This is a genomic window from Nocardioides sp. HB32, from assembly GCF_054058995.1.
Genome location: NZ_JBSSBS010000001.1, coordinates 1,864,214 through 1,878,534, shown reverse-complemented (window position 1 = coordinate 1,878,534; position 14,321 = coordinate 1,864,214). Strand labels below are relative to the sequence as shown.

General features: G+C 71.7%; 17 protein-coding genes and 1 tRNA gene. 6 read left to right on the top strand and 12 right to left on the bottom strand.

What is annotated here, in order from left to right; all coding sequences use genetic code 11:
• The first annotated feature begins 1 nt into the window (after position 1).
• The 4 genes from ACVW2K_RS09595 (at position 2) to ACVW2K_RS09580 (ending at position 4,073) form a co-directional block, all read left to right on the top strand.
• Positions 2–1,396: an FAD-dependent oxidoreductase gene (locus ACVW2K_RS09595; protein WP_457202352.1), complete on the top strand. Its 1,395-nt coding sequence runs from the start codon at positions 2–4 to the stop codon at positions 1,394–1,396.
• A gap of 17 nt (positions 1,397–1,413) precedes the next feature.
• Entirely contained in the window at positions 1,414–1,833 is a 420-nt protein-coding gene (locus tag ACVW2K_RS09590; protein ID WP_028638934.1) for a PPOX class F420-dependent oxidoreductase, read from the top strand.
• Between the two features lie 37 nt (positions 1,834–1,870).
• The gene (locus tag ACVW2K_RS09585) at positions 1,871–2,734 is read left to right on the top strand and encodes a hypothetical protein (RefSeq protein ID WP_457202351.1); all 864 of its coding nucleotides are present in this window, start codon (positions 1,871–1,873) and stop codon (positions 2,732–2,734) included.
• Between the two features lie 142 nt (positions 2,735–2,876).
• Positions 2,877–4,073, top strand: coding sequence for a hypothetical protein (locus tag ACVW2K_RS09580; protein ID WP_457202350.1), 1,197 nt, complete (start codon positions 2,877–2,879; stop codon positions 4,071–4,073).
• A 68-nt stretch (positions 4,074–4,141) separates the two neighbouring features.
• On the opposite strand, the gene ACVW2K_RS09575 is transcribed toward ACVW2K_RS09580, so the two are convergent.
• Genes ACVW2K_RS09575 through ACVW2K_RS09545 form a run of 7 tightly spaced genes read right to left on the bottom strand, consistent with a single transcriptional unit; the run spans position 4,142 to position 9,584 of the window.
• Positions 4,142–6,526, bottom strand: a complete 2,385-nt coding sequence (locus tag ACVW2K_RS09575; RefSeq protein WP_457202349.1) for a penicillin acylase family protein — start codon at positions 6,524–6,526, stop codon at positions 4,142–4,144.
• A gap of 38 nt (positions 6,527–6,564) precedes the next feature.
• Positions 6,565–6,888 carry a GroES family chaperonin gene (locus ACVW2K_RS09570; protein WP_028638937.1) on the bottom strand — a complete coding sequence of 108 codons (324 nt, stop codon included), beginning with the start codon at positions 6,886–6,888 and terminating at the stop codon, positions 6,565–6,567.
• 2 nt (positions 6,889–6,890) lie between these two features.
• Positions 6,891–7,145, bottom strand: a complete 255-nt coding sequence (locus tag ACVW2K_RS09565; protein ID WP_028638938.1) for a DUF3618 domain-containing protein — start codon at positions 7,143–7,145, stop codon at positions 6,891–6,893.
• A gap of 55 nt (positions 7,146–7,200) precedes the next feature.
• Positions 7,201–7,965: an energy-coupling factor ABC transporter ATP-binding protein gene (locus ACVW2K_RS09560; RefSeq protein ID WP_028638939.1), complete on the bottom strand. Its 765-nt coding sequence runs from the start codon at positions 7,963–7,965 to the stop codon at positions 7,201–7,203.
• Positions 7,962–8,630 carry a cobalt ECF transporter T component CbiQ gene (cbiQ, locus tag ACVW2K_RS09555; RefSeq protein WP_036571706.1) on the bottom strand — a complete coding sequence of 223 codons (669 nt, stop codon included), beginning with the start codon at positions 8,628–8,630 and terminating at the stop codon, positions 7,962–7,964. The genes ACVW2K_RS09560 and cbiQ overlap by 4 nt, the downstream gene beginning before the upstream one ends.
• Position 8,631: 1 nt before the next feature.
• The gene (locus ACVW2K_RS09550) at positions 8,632–8,898 is read right to left on the bottom strand and encodes a PDGLE domain-containing protein (protein ID WP_036571708.1); all 267 of its coding nucleotides are present in this window, start codon (positions 8,896–8,898) and stop codon (positions 8,632–8,634) included.
• The gene (locus ACVW2K_RS09545) at positions 8,895–9,584 is read right to left on the bottom strand and encodes an energy-coupling factor ABC transporter permease (protein ID WP_457202348.1); all 690 of its coding nucleotides are present in this window, start codon (positions 9,582–9,584) and stop codon (positions 8,895–8,897) included. Before ACVW2K_RS09545 ends, ACVW2K_RS09550 begins: the two co-directional genes overlap by 4 nt.
• A 94-nt stretch (positions 9,585–9,678) precedes the next feature.
• On the opposite strand from ACVW2K_RS09545, the gene bcp reads away from it, so the two are divergent.
• Complete coding sequence (gene bcp / locus ACVW2K_RS09540) at positions 9,679–10,173, top strand: thioredoxin-dependent thiol peroxidase (RefSeq protein WP_457202347.1); 495 nt, start codon at positions 9,679–9,681, stop codon at positions 10,171–10,173.
• A 76-nt stretch (positions 10,174–10,249) separates the two neighbouring features.
• Positions 10,250–10,323, top strand: a tRNA-Leu gene (locus ACVW2K_RS09535).
• 3 nt (positions 10,324–10,326) lie between these two features.
• Here ACVW2K_RS09535 and rdgB read toward each other — a convergent pair.
• From rdgB to ACVW2K_RS09510, 5 genes are all read right to left on the bottom strand, one after another.
• On the bottom strand, positions 10,327–10,932 hold the full coding sequence (gene rdgB / locus ACVW2K_RS09530) for an RdgB/HAM1 family non-canonical purine NTP pyrophosphatase (protein ID WP_457202346.1): 606 nt from the start codon (positions 10,930–10,932) through the stop codon (positions 10,327–10,329).
• A gap of 10 nt (positions 10,933–10,942) precedes the next feature.
• Positions 10,943–11,665, bottom strand: a complete 723-nt coding sequence (gene rph, locus ACVW2K_RS09525) for a ribonuclease PH (RefSeq protein ID WP_457202345.1) — start codon at positions 11,663–11,665, stop codon at positions 10,943–10,945.
• Between the two features lie 51 nt (positions 11,666–11,716).
• Positions 11,717–12,499 carry an ABC transporter permease gene (locus ACVW2K_RS09520; protein ID WP_457202344.1) on the bottom strand — a complete coding sequence of 261 codons (783 nt, stop codon included), beginning with the start codon at positions 12,497–12,499 and terminating at the stop codon, positions 11,717–11,719.
• The gene (locus ACVW2K_RS09515) at positions 12,499–13,299 is read right to left on the bottom strand and encodes an ABC-2 transporter permease (protein ID WP_028638945.1); all 801 of its coding nucleotides are present in this window, start codon (positions 13,297–13,299) and stop codon (positions 12,499–12,501) included. The genes ACVW2K_RS09520 and ACVW2K_RS09515 overlap by 1 nt, the downstream gene beginning before the upstream one ends.
• A 67-nt stretch (positions 13,300–13,366) precedes the next feature.
• Positions 13,367–14,272, bottom strand: coding sequence for an ABC transporter ATP-binding protein (locus ACVW2K_RS09510; protein WP_028638946.1), 906 nt, complete (start codon positions 14,270–14,272; stop codon positions 13,367–13,369).
• Between the last annotated feature and the right edge of the window lie 49 nt (positions 14,273–14,321).

The window sequence follows — 14,321 nt, the reverse complement described above, 5'->3', positions numbered from 1 at the left end:
CATGGCACTCACCTCGCTCTGGCACGACCGCCATCCCCGGGAGGAGCCCGAGCCCCCGGCGGTCGCCGGCGACTGGGACGTCGTCCTCGTCGGCGCCGGCCTCACGGGGCTGACCACGGCGGCGCTGGCCGCTCGCGCGGGCCGGTCCGTGCTCGTCCTCGAGGGCCGGCACGTCGGGGCGGGCACGACCGGCGGGAGCACCGCCAAGGTGAGCCTCGTCCAGGGCACGCGCTACTCCCGGATCTCGAGGCGGCACCCGACGAGCGTGCTGCGGGAGTACGCCGACGCGAACGCCGAGGGCCTCGCCTGGATCGTGCGCTTCTGCGAGGACCACGGCGTCGGCTACCAGCGGCGCCCGGCGTACACGTACGCGACCACGCCGGCGGGCGCGAAGTCGGTGCGGGCCGAGCTGGACGCGCTGCACAAGGCCGGCCTCGAGCAGGCCGAGTGGGTCGACGAGGTGCCGCTGCCGTACCCCACCACCGGTGCGGTTCGGATGGACGACCAGGCGCAGCTCGACCCGATGGAGCTGCTCGAGGCGCTGGCCGCGCACGCGCGCGAGCACGGCGCGGTGATCGCCGAGGGGGTGCGTGTGCGCCGGGTGCAGGGCCATGGCCCGAGCCGGGTCGTCACCGACGCGGGCGACGCCGGCGCCGCCACCGTGGTCGTCGCGACGAACATGCCGATCCTCGACCGCGGTGCGTTCTTCGCGCGTGCCGAGCCGACGCGCTCCTACGGCCTGGCCTTCCGCGGGTCCGGCCGGCTCGTGGACGGCATGTACCTCTCGGCCGACGGCCCGACCCGGTCGTTGCGCGACGCGCCCGAGGACCTGCTGCTCGTCGGCGGCGAGGGCCACAAGGTCGGCGCCGACACCTCCGAGCGCGGCCACCTGGACCGGCTCCGGGCCTGGACCGCGGAGCACTTCCCGGGCACCGAGGAGACGCACGCGTGGTCGGCGCAGGACTACGTGCCGCACCACGCCCTGCCGTACGCCGGCCCGCTGCTGCCCGGCCTCGGCGGCATCCTGGTCGCCGGCGGCTACTCGAAGTGGGGGCTGACCAACGGCGTCGCGGCCGCCCTCGCGCTGAGCGGCCGGATGCTCGAGGGACACCAGCCGTGGGCAGCGGCCTACCGGCCGTGGAGCAGCCGGGAGCTGACCGGCATCCCCGACGCCCTGCGCATCAACGCCCACGTCGCCCTGGAGATGACCTCCGGATGGGTCCACCGGCTGGCGACCCGGGACGACCCGCCGGTGTGCACCCATCTCGGCGGCGTGCTGCGGTGGAACGACGCCGAGGAGAGCTGGGACTGTCCGCTCCACGGGTCGCGGTTCCGCCCCGACGGGGCGGTGCTGGAGGGTCCGGCCACCTGCCCGCTGCGGAACAAAACGGGCTGAGCGGCGGCTGAGCCGACATGGACCTCGACCAGGCGCTCGGCGCCGCGCGCGCCACCCACCAGTCCGTGCTGACCACGCTGCGCAGGGACGGCCGCCCGCAGCTCTCCAACGTCCTGCACGGCGTCGGCGACGACGGGGTCGTCCGGGTCTCGACCACCGCCGACCGGGCGAAGTACGCCAACCTCCGGCGCACGCCGTGGGCAGCCCTCCTCGTCAACGGCGAGAGCTTCTGGTCCTACGCCGTCCTCGAGGGCGACGTGGAGCTCTCCGAGGTCGCCGCCGACCCCCACGACGCCACCGTCGACGAGCTGGTCGAGCTGTACCGCTCGCTGTCGGGCGAGCACGACGACTGGGAGGACTACCGGGCCGCGATGGTGCGCGAGCGCCGGGTCGTGGTGCGACTGCGGCCCACGCGCGCCTACGGCGCGCTGCGCTGACGCGTAACCCTCGCTCGGAGCGGCTCGTTCTCCGGGTATGCGTACCGCAGCCGCCGTCACCGCCGCGATCCTGACCGTCGCCGTCTCGCTCGTCGCCCCCCGAGCCGATGCCGGCGCCTCGGCGCAGACCCGGTGGGCGGCCGCCGACCAGGCCGCCATCCATCCCGGCACGATGATGTACACGAAGGGTGCCCAGTGCACCGCGAACTTCGTCTACACCGACGGCGCCGGGCACGTGTACGTCGGGTACGCCGCGCACTGTGCCGGTGAGGGCGCCGCCACGGACACCGACGGCTGCTCGACGAAGTCACTGCCGCTGGGCACCAGGGTCAGCTTCCGCGAGGGCGGCAACCTCGCCGGCGATGGCACCAGGGTGGGCTCCGGCACGCTCGCCTACTCCTCGTGGGTCACCATGCAGAAGCTCGGCACCAAGGCGGCGAACACCTGCGCCTACAACGACCTGGCCCTGGTGAGGGTCGCCGCCGCGGACGCGGGGAAGGTGAACCCGTCGGTGCCGTTCTGGGGCGGCCCGGCCGGCATCGACACCGACGGCACGGCGGCCGGTGACCAGCTCTACACCTACGGCAACTCGAGCCTGCGCGGCGGCGCGGCACCCCTCTCGCCGCACACCGGTATCAGCCTCGGGGACCAGGCCGCGGACGGTGGCTGGTCCCACCCGCTGTACATCGTCTCGCCCGGCATCCCCGGCGACTCGGGCTCCGGCTTCCTGAGCGCCGACGGCTCCGCGGTCGGGGTGCTCTCCACGATCGGGCTGGCCCCGCTGCCGGCGTCGAACAACATCGGCGACCTGGCCAAGGAGCTGGCGTTCGCGAAGGCCCACTCGGGCCTGTCCGGGCTGCGGTTGGTGAACGGCACGGAGCCCTTCACCGGGCTCTCCTGAGCGCCGGTTCGCTCCTTTTCTCAAGCCTTCCTCAAGGTATCTCCACCCTGGGTACAAGGTTCGTTCACAGACCGTCTTGAGGCGGATCCCGCGTGCCACGGTTCTCTCACCACCGGAATTCGAACCTCAGGGAGATCCACCCATGCGAGCTCGACTCGTCACCGCCGCCGCCGTCGCCACCGCGACGCTGCTGCCGGCGCTCCTCGTGCTCGGCGCCCCGTCCGCGAACGCGGCCGGCGGCAACAAGGGCTCGCTGAAGGTCTCCGAGGTCGGCGGCGCCGCCGACGAGAGCAACGACCCGCACGTGGGCTGCACGTTCGACCTGCAGTGGTACGGCTTCCAGCGCTCCTCCGCGACGGTCACCTTCGCGAGCCAGGCTCCGACGAAGTCCGCCGTGATCACCAAGGTCGCCGGCCCCGACGCCGTCGAGCTCGGCGCGGCCGCGTCGGGCAGCACGATGAACACCACGCGCACCTACACGCTGAGGTTCACCGGCGCGGACCCGCAGGCCAACCAGGGCTACCACGTCAAGGTGACCACCCGGGCCGCCGGCGCGAACGGCGCCGAGACCAAGTACAAGGTCTTCTGGGTGAGCTGCGACCGGGCCGACGCGACGGACCCGGGCACCACGGACCCCGGCACCACCGACCCCGGCACCACCGACCCGGGCACCACCGACCCGGGCACCGGCCCGACCGAGCCGTTCACGTGGGACTGGGAGTACCAGGACCCGACCTGCGCCGGCGTGGGCGTCGACTACCCGGAGGACATCCCGGCCGGCCAGGCCAACGACGTCAACATCCGCGTCGAGACCCCGGCGGGCAGCCGGACCCTCAACTTCCACAACAACGAGGGCACCTGGGACGGCCACCACGTCTTCAACCTCGCCGACCACCCGCAGTGGGACGCGAGCACCGCGTCGTACGACATCACCTGGGTCCAGGTCGGCGGCACCAACTACCACTGGCAGGGCGACGTGGGCTGCGTGCTCGAGGACGGCGTCCTGAAGGCCCGCACCGACGTCGACGGCTTCCGCACCGGCACGCTCACCGTCGACCAGGGCTCCGGCATCGCCAGCGACAGCGTGGTGGTCGGCCAGCCCGGCGACGAGGACCTGGAGCTCCAGGTCTGGTCCGCCGGCTCGGCCCGCGGGACGCTGGCCCGCTCGGTCGGCACCTGGACCACCGTCAAGGCGATCTCCGTCGCCGGCAACGGCACCGCCCGGGTGACCTTCCCGAAGCTCACGAAGAAGGGCACCTACAAGTTCCGTCTCGCCGTCGCCGGCTCGGCGGCCGCGACCGGCGACACGACCGGCACGCTCACGGTGCGGGTCCGCTGACGAAGCTCACCTGAACGGCTGCGGCCGGCGCGACCGGGGGGACGCGCCGGCCGCAGCACACCTGGGGGTCAGCCGCTGATCGTGAACCGCCGGACCAGGTCGTGCGCGATCTGCGCGTCGGTCCACGCGAACCGCACCCACTTCTTCTTCGAGAACATCCGGGTCTGGTCGGCCGAGTACGGCGAGCGCGGGTTCTCGGACTGGCCGTAGGTGAGGATCGTGCGGGCGTCGACGCGGCCACCGGGCAGGAACGAGATCGCCTGGATGTGCGACGAGCCGTAGGTGATCGGCCGGTAGTGGTCCCTGTTGTCGCGGACCCACCGCGCTGCCAGGGCGTTCGCGTTGCCGGCCGCGTCACCGGTGCCGCCGCCGAGAGGGATCGGCGGCGCCCCGCGGTCGCCGGCCACCTGGAGCGAGCCCCACGTCGCGTCGAACGGGATGCCGCGGTCGCGCAGCGACGCGATCGCGTCGGACATCGCCTGGACCACCTGCGGGTTGGCGACGTTCAGGTCGCGCGGGGTGTTCAGCGGGTCGCCCGGGTCGAACTGGGTCAGCCACACCGGGTCGACCGCACCGAGCGTGGGGGTGGGCAGCCGGCTGATGAACTCCTCGAAGATGTGGGTGCCCACCGAGTCGGTGTTCGAGTGGCCGTCCCAGTCGTGCAGCACCTGGCAGGCCTCGGTCTCCCCCGTCGCCTGGCACACCTGGTCCAGCGCGCCGCCCGCGCGCATCACCTCGGCGGCCATCACGCGGTTCTCGTGCTCGTGCCCGCGCAGGCTGCGGGGCGACTCCTGGTGGCCCGCCGCCAGCCGGTCGATGACGTAGTGCGACACCATCCGGGTGCGCATGGTGCGGACGCAGCGCTCGCACCCGATGATCCCGGCGTACCCCTCCAGCGGCTGCTCCGGGTTCGGCAGCCAGTAGGAGTCGTTGGCGTTCATCACCCAGTCGCGGCGGATCTCCATGGGCAGGTTCGCCGGACCGAAGATGCCGGGCCGCTCCGCATCCTCGTCGGTGCGCCACGCGCAGGTCGAGTCGGCGAACGTGCCGTCGAGGCCGGGCAGCCCGGCCACCTGCTGGAGCACGATCCCGGTGGGTGTCAGGCACTGCTGCACCAGGTCGTCGGGCACGTTGGGGACGACGGAGTGGTCGGCGTACAGGACGTCGCCGTGCCGGTCGGCCGCGGTGGTGTTCACCCACGGCATCCCGGCGCCGGCGTCCTGGCGGCGCAGCAGGTCGCGCACGTCGGTCGCCTTCCCCATGTCGAGGAACGTGTCGATGGTGCGCAGCTGCTCACCGTTCGCGTCGCGGATCGCCCACACGCTCGCGGGCCCCCACGGCATCAGGGTCGCGGGCGAGTCCACGACGTACCCCTCGGGCGTGCGGTACAGGTCCTCGGTCGCCGTCTTCCCGTGCGGCAGCCGGACCTTCACCGTGTCGTGCACCAGCTCCTGCAGCCCGGCGTCGGTCAGGTACGTGGTGCCGGGTCCGGGCGTCCTGTACTCGTAGGGCGTGAAGCGGTACGCCGTGGACACGGTGTGGCTCCAGGCGACGTCCTTGTTCCAGCCGATGTTGACCACCGGCGAGCCGATGAGGGAGGCGCCGGCCACGTCGTACTTCCCCGGGATCGTCAGGTGCTGCTGGGTGAAGTGGTAGCGGCCGCGCCAGGGGAAGTGCGGGTTGCCGAGCAGCATGCCCTTGCCGGTGGTCGAGGCGTCGCCGCCGACGGCGGTGGCGTTGGAGCCGAACGGCGACTCGGGGTCGCGGCCCAGCGCCTTGAGCAGCGCCTCCCGGTCGACCTGCGACGCCTTGACGGGCAGCTCGGGCAGGCCGGGGTCGTCGGCGCTGGGCGGCGCCGCGTCGACGATCTCCTTCACGAACACCCCTGCGGAGGCGAGCAGGTTGGCGAGGTAGACGCCGTACCACAGGTCGAGCGTCGTCACGTCCGGCTTCAGGTACGGCGCGCCGGCGCACGCCGGGTCGGTGACCTCGTTCGTCCGCAGCCACTCGTTGGCGCCGGCGACGTAGCCGCGCACCATCGCGCGCGCCTGCCCGCCCGGACCGCGCAGCGGGTCCTTCAGGAGCTTCTCGACCACGTGCCGCTGGTGCAGGTCGGCGACGAAGGCGTCGACCTGGAGGTTCGAGGCGTCCAGGGTGACCTGGTCGTTGTAGCGCTTGTCCGGGCCGAACCACCGCGACCGCTCGCCGCGCGCGGTGATGAGGGTGTCGGCCAGCGTGCACACGGCGTCCTCGGTGGCGGCGTACCCGCTGCCGAACCCGAGCGAGCCGAAGTCGTCGGCGGTGATGTGCGGGATGCCGTGCGCGGTGATCGCGATCGACGCGTGGTACCGGTCGTGGTGGGGGGCGCGGGCATCGGCGCCGCCGGGCAGCGCGACCGCGGTCAGCGGGACGAGAGCGGTCACCGCGGCAGCGGCGGTCAGGCGTCTGAGCATGCCCGCTCAACGGGCGTGGTTACTCGCGAGTTACGAGCTCAGAGGTAGAGACCGGTGGCGGAGTCGCCGATCCGCTCGGCGGCGACGGCGTGGATGTCGCGCTCGCGCATCACGACGTACAGCTCCCCGGCGACCTCGACCTCGGCCTTGTCCTCGGGCTCGAAGAGCACCTTGTCGCCGGCCTCGACCGCGCGGGCGTGCGGGCCGACGGCGACCACCGTGGACCAGACGAGCCGCCGGGCGCCCATCGCGGCCGTCGCCGGGATCACGATGCCGCCCGACGAGCGGCGCTCGCCGGACTCCTTGTCGACCTCGACCAGGATGCGGTCGTGGAGCATCTTGATGGGGGTCTTGTCACCCACGGTCAGCCGACGACCTTGCGGACCACGACGAAGAAGCCGACCACGCCCACGACGATCCCGACGGTCTTGAGGATGTTGTCGGTGCGCGGCTGGCCGGTCTGCGCATCGACGTAGTGCGCCTTGATGCTGTTGACCTCGCGGGTCGCGATGGTCTTCGGGTGCACCCGGTAGATGAGTTGGTCGATCGTGGTCGCCAGGTTCTCCCGGGTCTCCTCGATCTCGCGCTCCAGAGCGGACAGCTGCTGGTCCTCGCCCACGGTTGCTCCTCGTTCTCGACGTCGGATGGAGGCTATCAACGCCCGCGTACCCCCGTCAGCGTCGGGGCAGTGCCGTGGGGTCGAAGCCGAAGGGCAGCTCGAGCCGGTGCTCCTTCATCAGCACGTCGTCGGTGAGCACGTCGTACGTCGACCCGTCGGCCACGACGCTGCCGCCGCTGAGCACGACCGCGCGAGGGCACAGCTCGAGGGCATACGGCAGGTCGTGGGTCACCATCAGCACGGTCACGTCCAGCGAGCGCAGGATGTCGGCGAGCTCCCGGCGGGAGGCGGGGTCGAGGTTCGAGGACGGCTCGTCGAGCACCAGGATCTCCGGCTCCATCGCCAGCACGGTTGCGACCGCGACCCGCCTGCGCTGGCCGAAGGAGAGGTGGTGCGGAGGGCGGTCGACGTACTCCGCCATGCCGACCTGGTCGAGCGCCCCCATCACCCGGCGGTCCAGCTCCTCGCCCCGGAGCCCGAGGTTGGCGGGGCCGAAGGCGACGTCGGCGCGGACGGTGCCCATGAACAGCTGGTCGTCGGGGTCCTGGAACACCACGCCCACCCGGCGCCGGATCTCGCTGAGGTTCGCCTTCTCGACCGGCAGCCCGCTGACCGCGACGGTGCCCGCGCCGTGCCCCCCGGACCCGGCCGAGAGGATCCCGTTGAGGTGGAGGACGAGCGTGGTCTTGCCGGCACCGTTCGGCCCGAGCAGCGCCACCCGCTCCCCGCGGTGGACGTGCAGGTCCACGCCGAACAGCGCCTGGTGGCCGTCGGGATAGGCGTAGGCGAGTCCCTGGACGTCGAGGACGGGGGTGCTCATCGGGGCATCTTCCCGGTGTAGCCGCGCGACAGCATCGCCAGGTGCACGCGCTCGCCGCGCTCGTAGGAGCGGATGAACAGCGCGCCGGCGGAGCGCGCGAGGACCGGCCAGTGCCGGGGGTTGCGGGCGCTGAAGCCGCGCGACTCGCGGGCGATCCGCATCCGCTGCATCTCGCCGGTGACGACGTCGAGGTACCGGACCATGAACGACATGATCTGCACGAGCTGGGCCGGCAGCCGGAGCCGCTCCAGACCGGCGAGCACGTCCTGCGGCTCGGTGGTCGCGGCGAGGGTGAGGCTGGCGAGGACGCCCAGGGTCCCCTTGACCAGCAGCGCGACGCCGGCCGTCAGGCCGTGCTGGCTGACCGTGACGCCGAGGACCTCGGTCTGCGGTCCGGTGGCCACGAACGGCAGCAGCACGGCGAAGAACAGGAACGGCACCTCGACGACCGACCGCTTGAGGATGTAGCCGGGTGGCACCCTGCTGACCGCGATGACCGCCGCGATCGCGACGACGTACGCCCCGAAGAGCGGGTACCAGCCCCGGGGCGTCGCGACGACCACGATCATGAACGCCAGCAGGGCCAGGATCTTCAGGTGCGCCGGCGCCCGGTGCACGGCCGAGTGGCCGTGGAAGTGCAGCTTGTGGCCGTGTCCCGCGCCCATCTCAGGACTGGTCGTCCTGGGACCGGCGCCGGCGCACGGCGTACGTGATCCCGCCGGCCAGGGCCAGCACGAGGACGACGCCGAGGATCCCGGTCACGCTGCCGTACCCGCCGAAGACGGCGCCGTGCGTCTGGCCGGTGTGCGCGAACCCGTGGTCCTGGGAGACCTTCGTCAGGCCGTCGGGGTCGTGGTCCGCGAACCGGCTCGCCACGCCGGCCAGGACGAGCGCGACGGTGAGGACGCCGAGGACGAGCCAGCGGGTCCTCACGCGACCGCCTTCGGCCTGATCTCCAGCTCCCTGCTGGCGAGCACCCGGCGGGCGCCGTGCACGAGGTCCGGGCGGACGGCGATGATCGCGCCCACGGCCAGGAACGTGATGACGCCCTCGCCGACGCCGATCAGCGTGTGCACGCCGACCATCGCGGTCGCGAGATGGTCCAGCGGGATGTCCGCCGTACCGCCGACCGCGTACAGGACGACGAACATCGTCGCGGCCACCGGCACCGAGACGAAGGCGCCCACGCCGGCCGCGACCGGGACGACCCCCAGGCGCTTGGGCAGGACCGCCTGCAGCAGCCGGAAGACCAGCCAGCCGACGACGACGGTGGTGACGCCCATCAGCATGATGTTGGTCCCGAGCGCGGTGATGCCCCCGTCGGCGAACAGCAGGCACTGGACGACGAACACGACGCTGGTGCAGAGCACCGCCGTCCACGGCCCGACCAGGACCGCCGCGAGCGCGCCGCCGAGGAGGTGCCCGCTGGTGCCGGACGCGACCGGGAAGTTGAGCATCTGGACCGCGAAGATGAACGCCGCGACCAGGCCCGCCATCGGCGCCGTCCGGTCGTCGAGCTCCCGGCGGGCCCGGACCAGCGAGACGCCGACGCACGCGACCGCCGCCGCTCCCGTCGCGACCGAGGTCGGCGCATCGAGGAACCCGTCGGGGACGTGCATCGTGCCTCCTGGCGAGCGGCTAGGTTGGGCTCGGCCGATCCATTCGTGCCGATCCTATGCTATTGCACATCGTTTGCGACAAGGAGTACTGCTCGTGAGCAACGACCGCCTCTCCCCCGGTGACACCGCCCCCGAGTTCACCCTGCCCGACGACACCGGGAAGGACGTCGCGCTCAGCGACTTCCTGGGACGCAAGGTGATCGTGTACTTCTACCCCGCCGCGATGACCCCGGGCTGCACCAAGCAGGCGTGCGACTTCACCGACACGCTCGACTCGTTCAAGGCCGAGGGCTACGAGGTGCTCGGCATCTCCCCGGACCGGCCCGAGAAGCTCGCCAAGTTCCGCTCGCGCGACGCGCTCACGATCACGCTGCTCTCCGACCCGGACAAGACGGTGCTGCGGGAGTACGGCGCGTACGGCGAGAAGAAGCTCTACGGCAAGGTCGTCGAGGGCGTGATCCGCTCGACCGTCGTCGTCGACGAGGACGGCAAGGTCTTCCTCGCGCAGTACAACGTCAAGGCCACCGGCCACGTCGCCAAGCTGCGCAAGGACCTGAAGCTCAACAACGCCGACGAGGAGCCGCGCTGACGCTCCGGGTCGTCCGCCTCTGGCGCGGGTATACGCCACCCTCAGGCGGACGACCCGTCTGGGACACTGCTCCCGCGCGCCCGTAGCCCAATTGGCAGAGGCACCAGGTTTAGGTCCTGGCCAGTGAGAGTTCGAGTCTCTCCGGGCGCACCGTCAGGCGTCGCCGAGGATCCGGGCGACGATCGGCGCCATCCGGCGCAGCGCCCAGCCGCGGTGCGAGACCGCGTCCTTGTCCTCGACGGACAGCTCGGCGGTCGTCCGACCCGGCCGGTCCTCGGCGACGAAGAGCACGTCGTAGCCGAACCCCCCGCTCCCCCGGCACTCCCGGATGACGTGGCCGGGCATCACGCCGCTGGTCAGCTCCTCGCCGCCGGGGTGGCAGAACGCGACGGCGCACTGGAAGTGGGCACCGCGCCGCTCGTCCGGTACGTCGGCGAGCTGGTCGAGCAGCAGCTGGTTGTTGCGAGCATCTGACTTGGGCGGCCCCGACCAGCGGGCGGAGAGCACGCCGGGCATCCCGTTCAGCGCGTCGACGCAGATGCCGCTGTCGTCGGCGAGCGACGGCAGCCCGGTCGCGGCCAGGCCGGCGTGGGCCTTGACGAGCGCGTTGCCCTCGAACGTCGCCCGGTCCTCGACGGGCTCGTCGTACGGCTCGACGTCGTCGAGACCCAGCACCTCGATCTCGGGGAGGTGCTCGCGGAGGATCCGCTGCATCTCCTCGATCTTCTTGGCGTTGCGCGAGGCGAGGAAGACCTTCACCGCTGCCCCCTCATGAACCCAGCGCCTCCTGCTGGAGGCGGGTCAGGTCGGCGCAGCCCTTCTCGGCCAGCGCGAGCAGCGCGTCGAGCTCGGCGCGGTCGAACGCCGCACCCTCGGCGGTGCCCTGCACCTCGACGAACTTGCCGTCGCCGGTCATCACGACGTTCATGTCGGTCTCGGCGCGGACGTCCTCGACGTACGGCAGGTCGAGACGGGGTACGCCGTCGATGATCCCGACGCTGACGGCGGCGACCGACCCGGTGAGCGGCTCGCCGGTCAGCGCGCCGGTCGAGCGGAGGTGGGCGACAGCGTCCGCGAGGGCGACGTACGCCCCGGTGATCGCGGCCGTGCGGGTGCCGCCGTCGGCCTGGAGCACGTCGCAGTCGAGCTGGATGGTGTTCTCCCCCAGCGCCTTGTAGTCGATGACCGCCCGCAGCGACCGGCCGATCAGGCGGCTGATCTCGTGGGTGCGGCCGCCGATCCGCCCCTTCACCGACTCCCGGTCGGAGCGGGTGTTGGTCGAGGCCGGGAGCATGGCGTACTCCGCGGTGACCCAGCCCAGGCCGGAGCCCTTGCGCCAGCGCGGGACGCCCTCGGAGGCCGAGGCGGCGCACAGCACCCGGGTGCGGCCGAACTCGACGAGCACCGAGCCGGCCGCGTGGTCGAGCCAGCCGCGGGTGATCGTGATGGGCCGGAGCTCGTCGTCGGCGCGGCCGTCCTCGCGTGCAGTCATGGGTCGACCCTAGTGCGGCCCCGGGACACCGCCGGCGCCCGGGTGGAGGCCCTACTTCACCTCGGCGCGGAGCACCCGCCAGATGCCGACCGCGAGCGGCAGGACCAGCCAGATGAAGCCGGAGACGACGAGGTGCGCCCAGTCGTCGCCGCTCAGCGACATGTCGTAGAGCGGGTTCTGCGCGGACTGGAAGTCGATCCAGGGCTGGATCGTCTCGAACCAGCCCATCAGCGCGGCCCCGATCGCGAACAGGCCCGGCAGCACCCACTTGTAGACGAAGAACACGACGATCGCCGCAGGTGTGTTGAGGAGGAGCGCGGCGAGCGCGAAGCCGCCGAGCATCGCGAACGTCTGCGTGATGAGGAACCCGAAGAACCCGGACCAGCCGAACGTCCAGTCCGCGTGGCCCTCGATCAGGTCGTAGAGCACGGTGCAGACCAGGCCGATCGCGATCGAGACCACGACCGTGACGAGGGTCAGCACCACGCCGACCATCGCCTTCGCCGCGATCACCCGCGGCCGGCGCGGCTCGAGCGCGAACGTCACCATCGCGGTGCGCTGGCTCCACTCGCTGGTGAGCACCATGATCCCGAGCACGGGCAGGAGGAACGAGGTCATGAACGCCGCGGCGCCGATGAAGTCACCGAACGCGATCGCGTCGTTCTGCACCGTCGTCACCGCGAGCACGACGACCTCGGTCGCCAGCACCAGGAGCGCGATCACCGCGAGCAGCCAGAAGCCTGCTCGGGTGTCGTACGACTTCCGCAGCTCCACCCTGACCAGGCGGTGGAACGGCGTGCTCGGGGTGCTCGAGAGGTCCAGGACCGCGGTCATCACTTCACCTCGGCACGCAGCACCCGGGAGAACCCGATCACCAGCGGGACCACCAGCCAGATGAAGCCGGAGGTCGCGAAGTAGGCCCAGTCCTTGCCGGTCATGGTCGCGTCGACGAGCGGGCCCTGGGCGTAGTTGAAGTCGATCCAGGGACGGATCTTGTCGAACCAGTCCATCAGCTGCGCGCCGAGCTCGAAGAGCCCCGGCAGGACGAACGAGTAGACCATGTAGATGACGATCGCGGCCGGGGTGTTGAGCAGCAGCGCCGCGAACGCGAAGCCGGTCAGCATGCCGACCACCTGGAGCAGCAGGAAGCCTGCGGTGTGTGCGACGCTCGCGTTCCACACGGTCGGGTCGTCGGAGAGCACGCTGTAGAGCGCGTTGCAGATCGTGGCGAGCAGCAGCGCGATCACGACCGCGATCACGGCCAGGACGAGGCCGACGACGAGCTTGGCGACGATGACCCTGGGGCGCCTCGGCTCGAGGGAGAACGACACCATCGCGGTGCGCTGGCTCCACTCGCTGGTGAGGAGCATGATCCCGATCACCGGCAACAGGATCGCGATCGAGAAGTTCGTCGACGTCAGGAAGCTGTTGTAGGAGAGGAACACGTCGTCCTGGCTGACGCCGATCGCCATCTGGATGACCATCACGATCGCGCAGAGCAGCGCGGTCGAGACCAGCAGCCAGAAGCCGGCGCGGGTGTCGTAGGCCTTGCGGGCCTCGACCCGGACCAGGCGCAGGAACGGCGTCGGCGCGGTGCCGGAGATGTCCATCGTGGGAACGGTCACGGTGCTCATGCGGGGTCCCCTCGGAAGTGCGGGCTGGCGGAGCGAAGCGGGGGAAGCCCGCAGTTTCGTGGGGTGTTCATACGACGGTCTCCCGCTGGGTGTCGGCGGTGAGCTCGAGGAACAGGTCCTCGAGGCCGCCGTCGGCGCTGCGCAGGTCGGTGAGCACGACGGTCGCCTCGAGGGCGGTGCGGCCGACCTCGACCGCCTCGGCCTCGACCCGCAGTCCGTCCCCGGCGCTGGCCACGGTGATGCCCTTGGCGCTCAGCGCGGCGGCGAGCGCCGGGTTGTCGAGCGCGGTGACGAACGTGGTCGCGATGCCCTTCGCGGCGCCGGCGAGCAGCGTCTTCTTGTCGCCCTGGGCGACGATCCGGCCGTTGCCGATCAGGATCATCTCGTCGGCGATCTGCTCGACCTCGTGCAGGAGGTGGCTGCTGAGCAGCACGGTCCCGCCGCGCTCGGCGTACCCCCGGAGGAGGCCGCGCATCCAGCGGATGCCGGCGGGGTCGAGGCCGTTGGCGGGCTCGTCGAGGATCAGCACGGACGGGTCGCCCAGCAGGGCGTGCGCGATGCCGAGTCGCTGCTTCATGCCGAGGGAGTAGTTGCGGAGCCGGCGCTTCGCCTCCTGGGGCGTCAACGAGACCAGCTCGATCATCTCGTCGATGCGCGAGTCCGGGAGCCCCATGGTGCGCGCGCCGATCTCGAGGATCTCGCGGCCGGTGCGGCCCGCGTGCTGCGCCGAGGCGTCCAGCAGGACGCCGACGTGGCGGCCGGGGTTCGGGATGTCCTGGTAGACGTGCCCGCCGATGGTGACGCGGCCGGCGGTCGCCGGCGTCAGCCCGACCATGACGCGCATCGTGGTGGTCTTGCCGGCCCCGTTCGGCCCGAGGAAGCCGGTCACCCGCCCGGGCTGGCAGACGAAGCTCACGTCGTCCACGGCGGTGAACGAACCGTACTTCCTGGTGAGTCCAACGACTTCGATCATGGATCCACCTTGCCCGACGTGCGACGGTCCGCGCATCGGACTCGCGGAT

What these genes read in the sequence shown, in the direction of transcription:
- ACVW2K_RS09595 (WP_457202352.1), top strand. Translation starts at nt 2, where the DNA reads ATGGCACTCACCTCGCTCTGGCACGACCGCCATCCCCGGGAGGAGCCC.
- ACVW2K_RS09560 (WP_028638939.1), bottom strand. Translation starts at nt 7,965, where the DNA reads ATGAGCACCCCCGTCCTCGACGTCCAGGGACTCGCCTACGCCTATCCC.
- ACVW2K_RS09515 (WP_028638945.1), bottom strand. Translation starts at nt 13,299, where the DNA reads ATGAGCACCGTGACCGTTCCCACGATGGACATCTCCGGCACCGCGCCG.
- cbiQ (WP_036571706.1), bottom strand. Translation starts at nt 8,630, where the DNA reads ATGGGCGCGGGACACGGCCACAAGCTGCACTTCCACGGCCACTCGGCC.
- rph (WP_457202345.1), bottom strand. Translation starts at nt 11,665, where the DNA reads ATGACTGCACGCGAGGACGGCCGCGCCGACGACGAGCTCCGGCCCATC.
- ACVW2K_RS09520 (WP_457202344.1), bottom strand. Translation starts at nt 12,499, where the DNA reads ATGACCGCGGTCCTGGACCTCTCGAGCACCCCGAGCACGCCGTTCCAC.
- ACVW2K_RS09590 (WP_028638934.1), top strand. Translation starts at nt 1,414, where the DNA reads ATGGACCTCGACCAGGCGCTCGGCGCCGCGCGCGCCACCCACCAGTCC.
- ACVW2K_RS09580 (WP_457202350.1), top strand. Translation starts at nt 2,877, where the DNA reads ATGCGAGCTCGACTCGTCACCGCCGCCGCCGTCGCCACCGCGACGCTG.
- ACVW2K_RS09545 (WP_457202348.1), bottom strand. Translation starts at nt 9,584, where the DNA reads ATGCACGTCCCCGACGGGTTCCTCGATGCGCCGACCTCGGTCGCGACG.
- ACVW2K_RS09510 (WP_028638946.1), bottom strand. Translation starts at nt 14,272, where the DNA reads ATGATCGAAGTCGTTGGACTCACCAGGAAGTACGGTTCGTTCACCGCC.
- ACVW2K_RS09575 (WP_457202349.1), bottom strand. Translation starts at nt 6,526, where the DNA reads ATGCTCAGACGCCTGACCGCCGCTGCCGCGGTGACCGCTCTCGTCCCG.
- ACVW2K_RS09585 (WP_457202351.1), top strand. Translation starts at nt 1,871, where the DNA reads ATGCGTACCGCAGCCGCCGTCACCGCCGCGATCCTGACCGTCGCCGTC.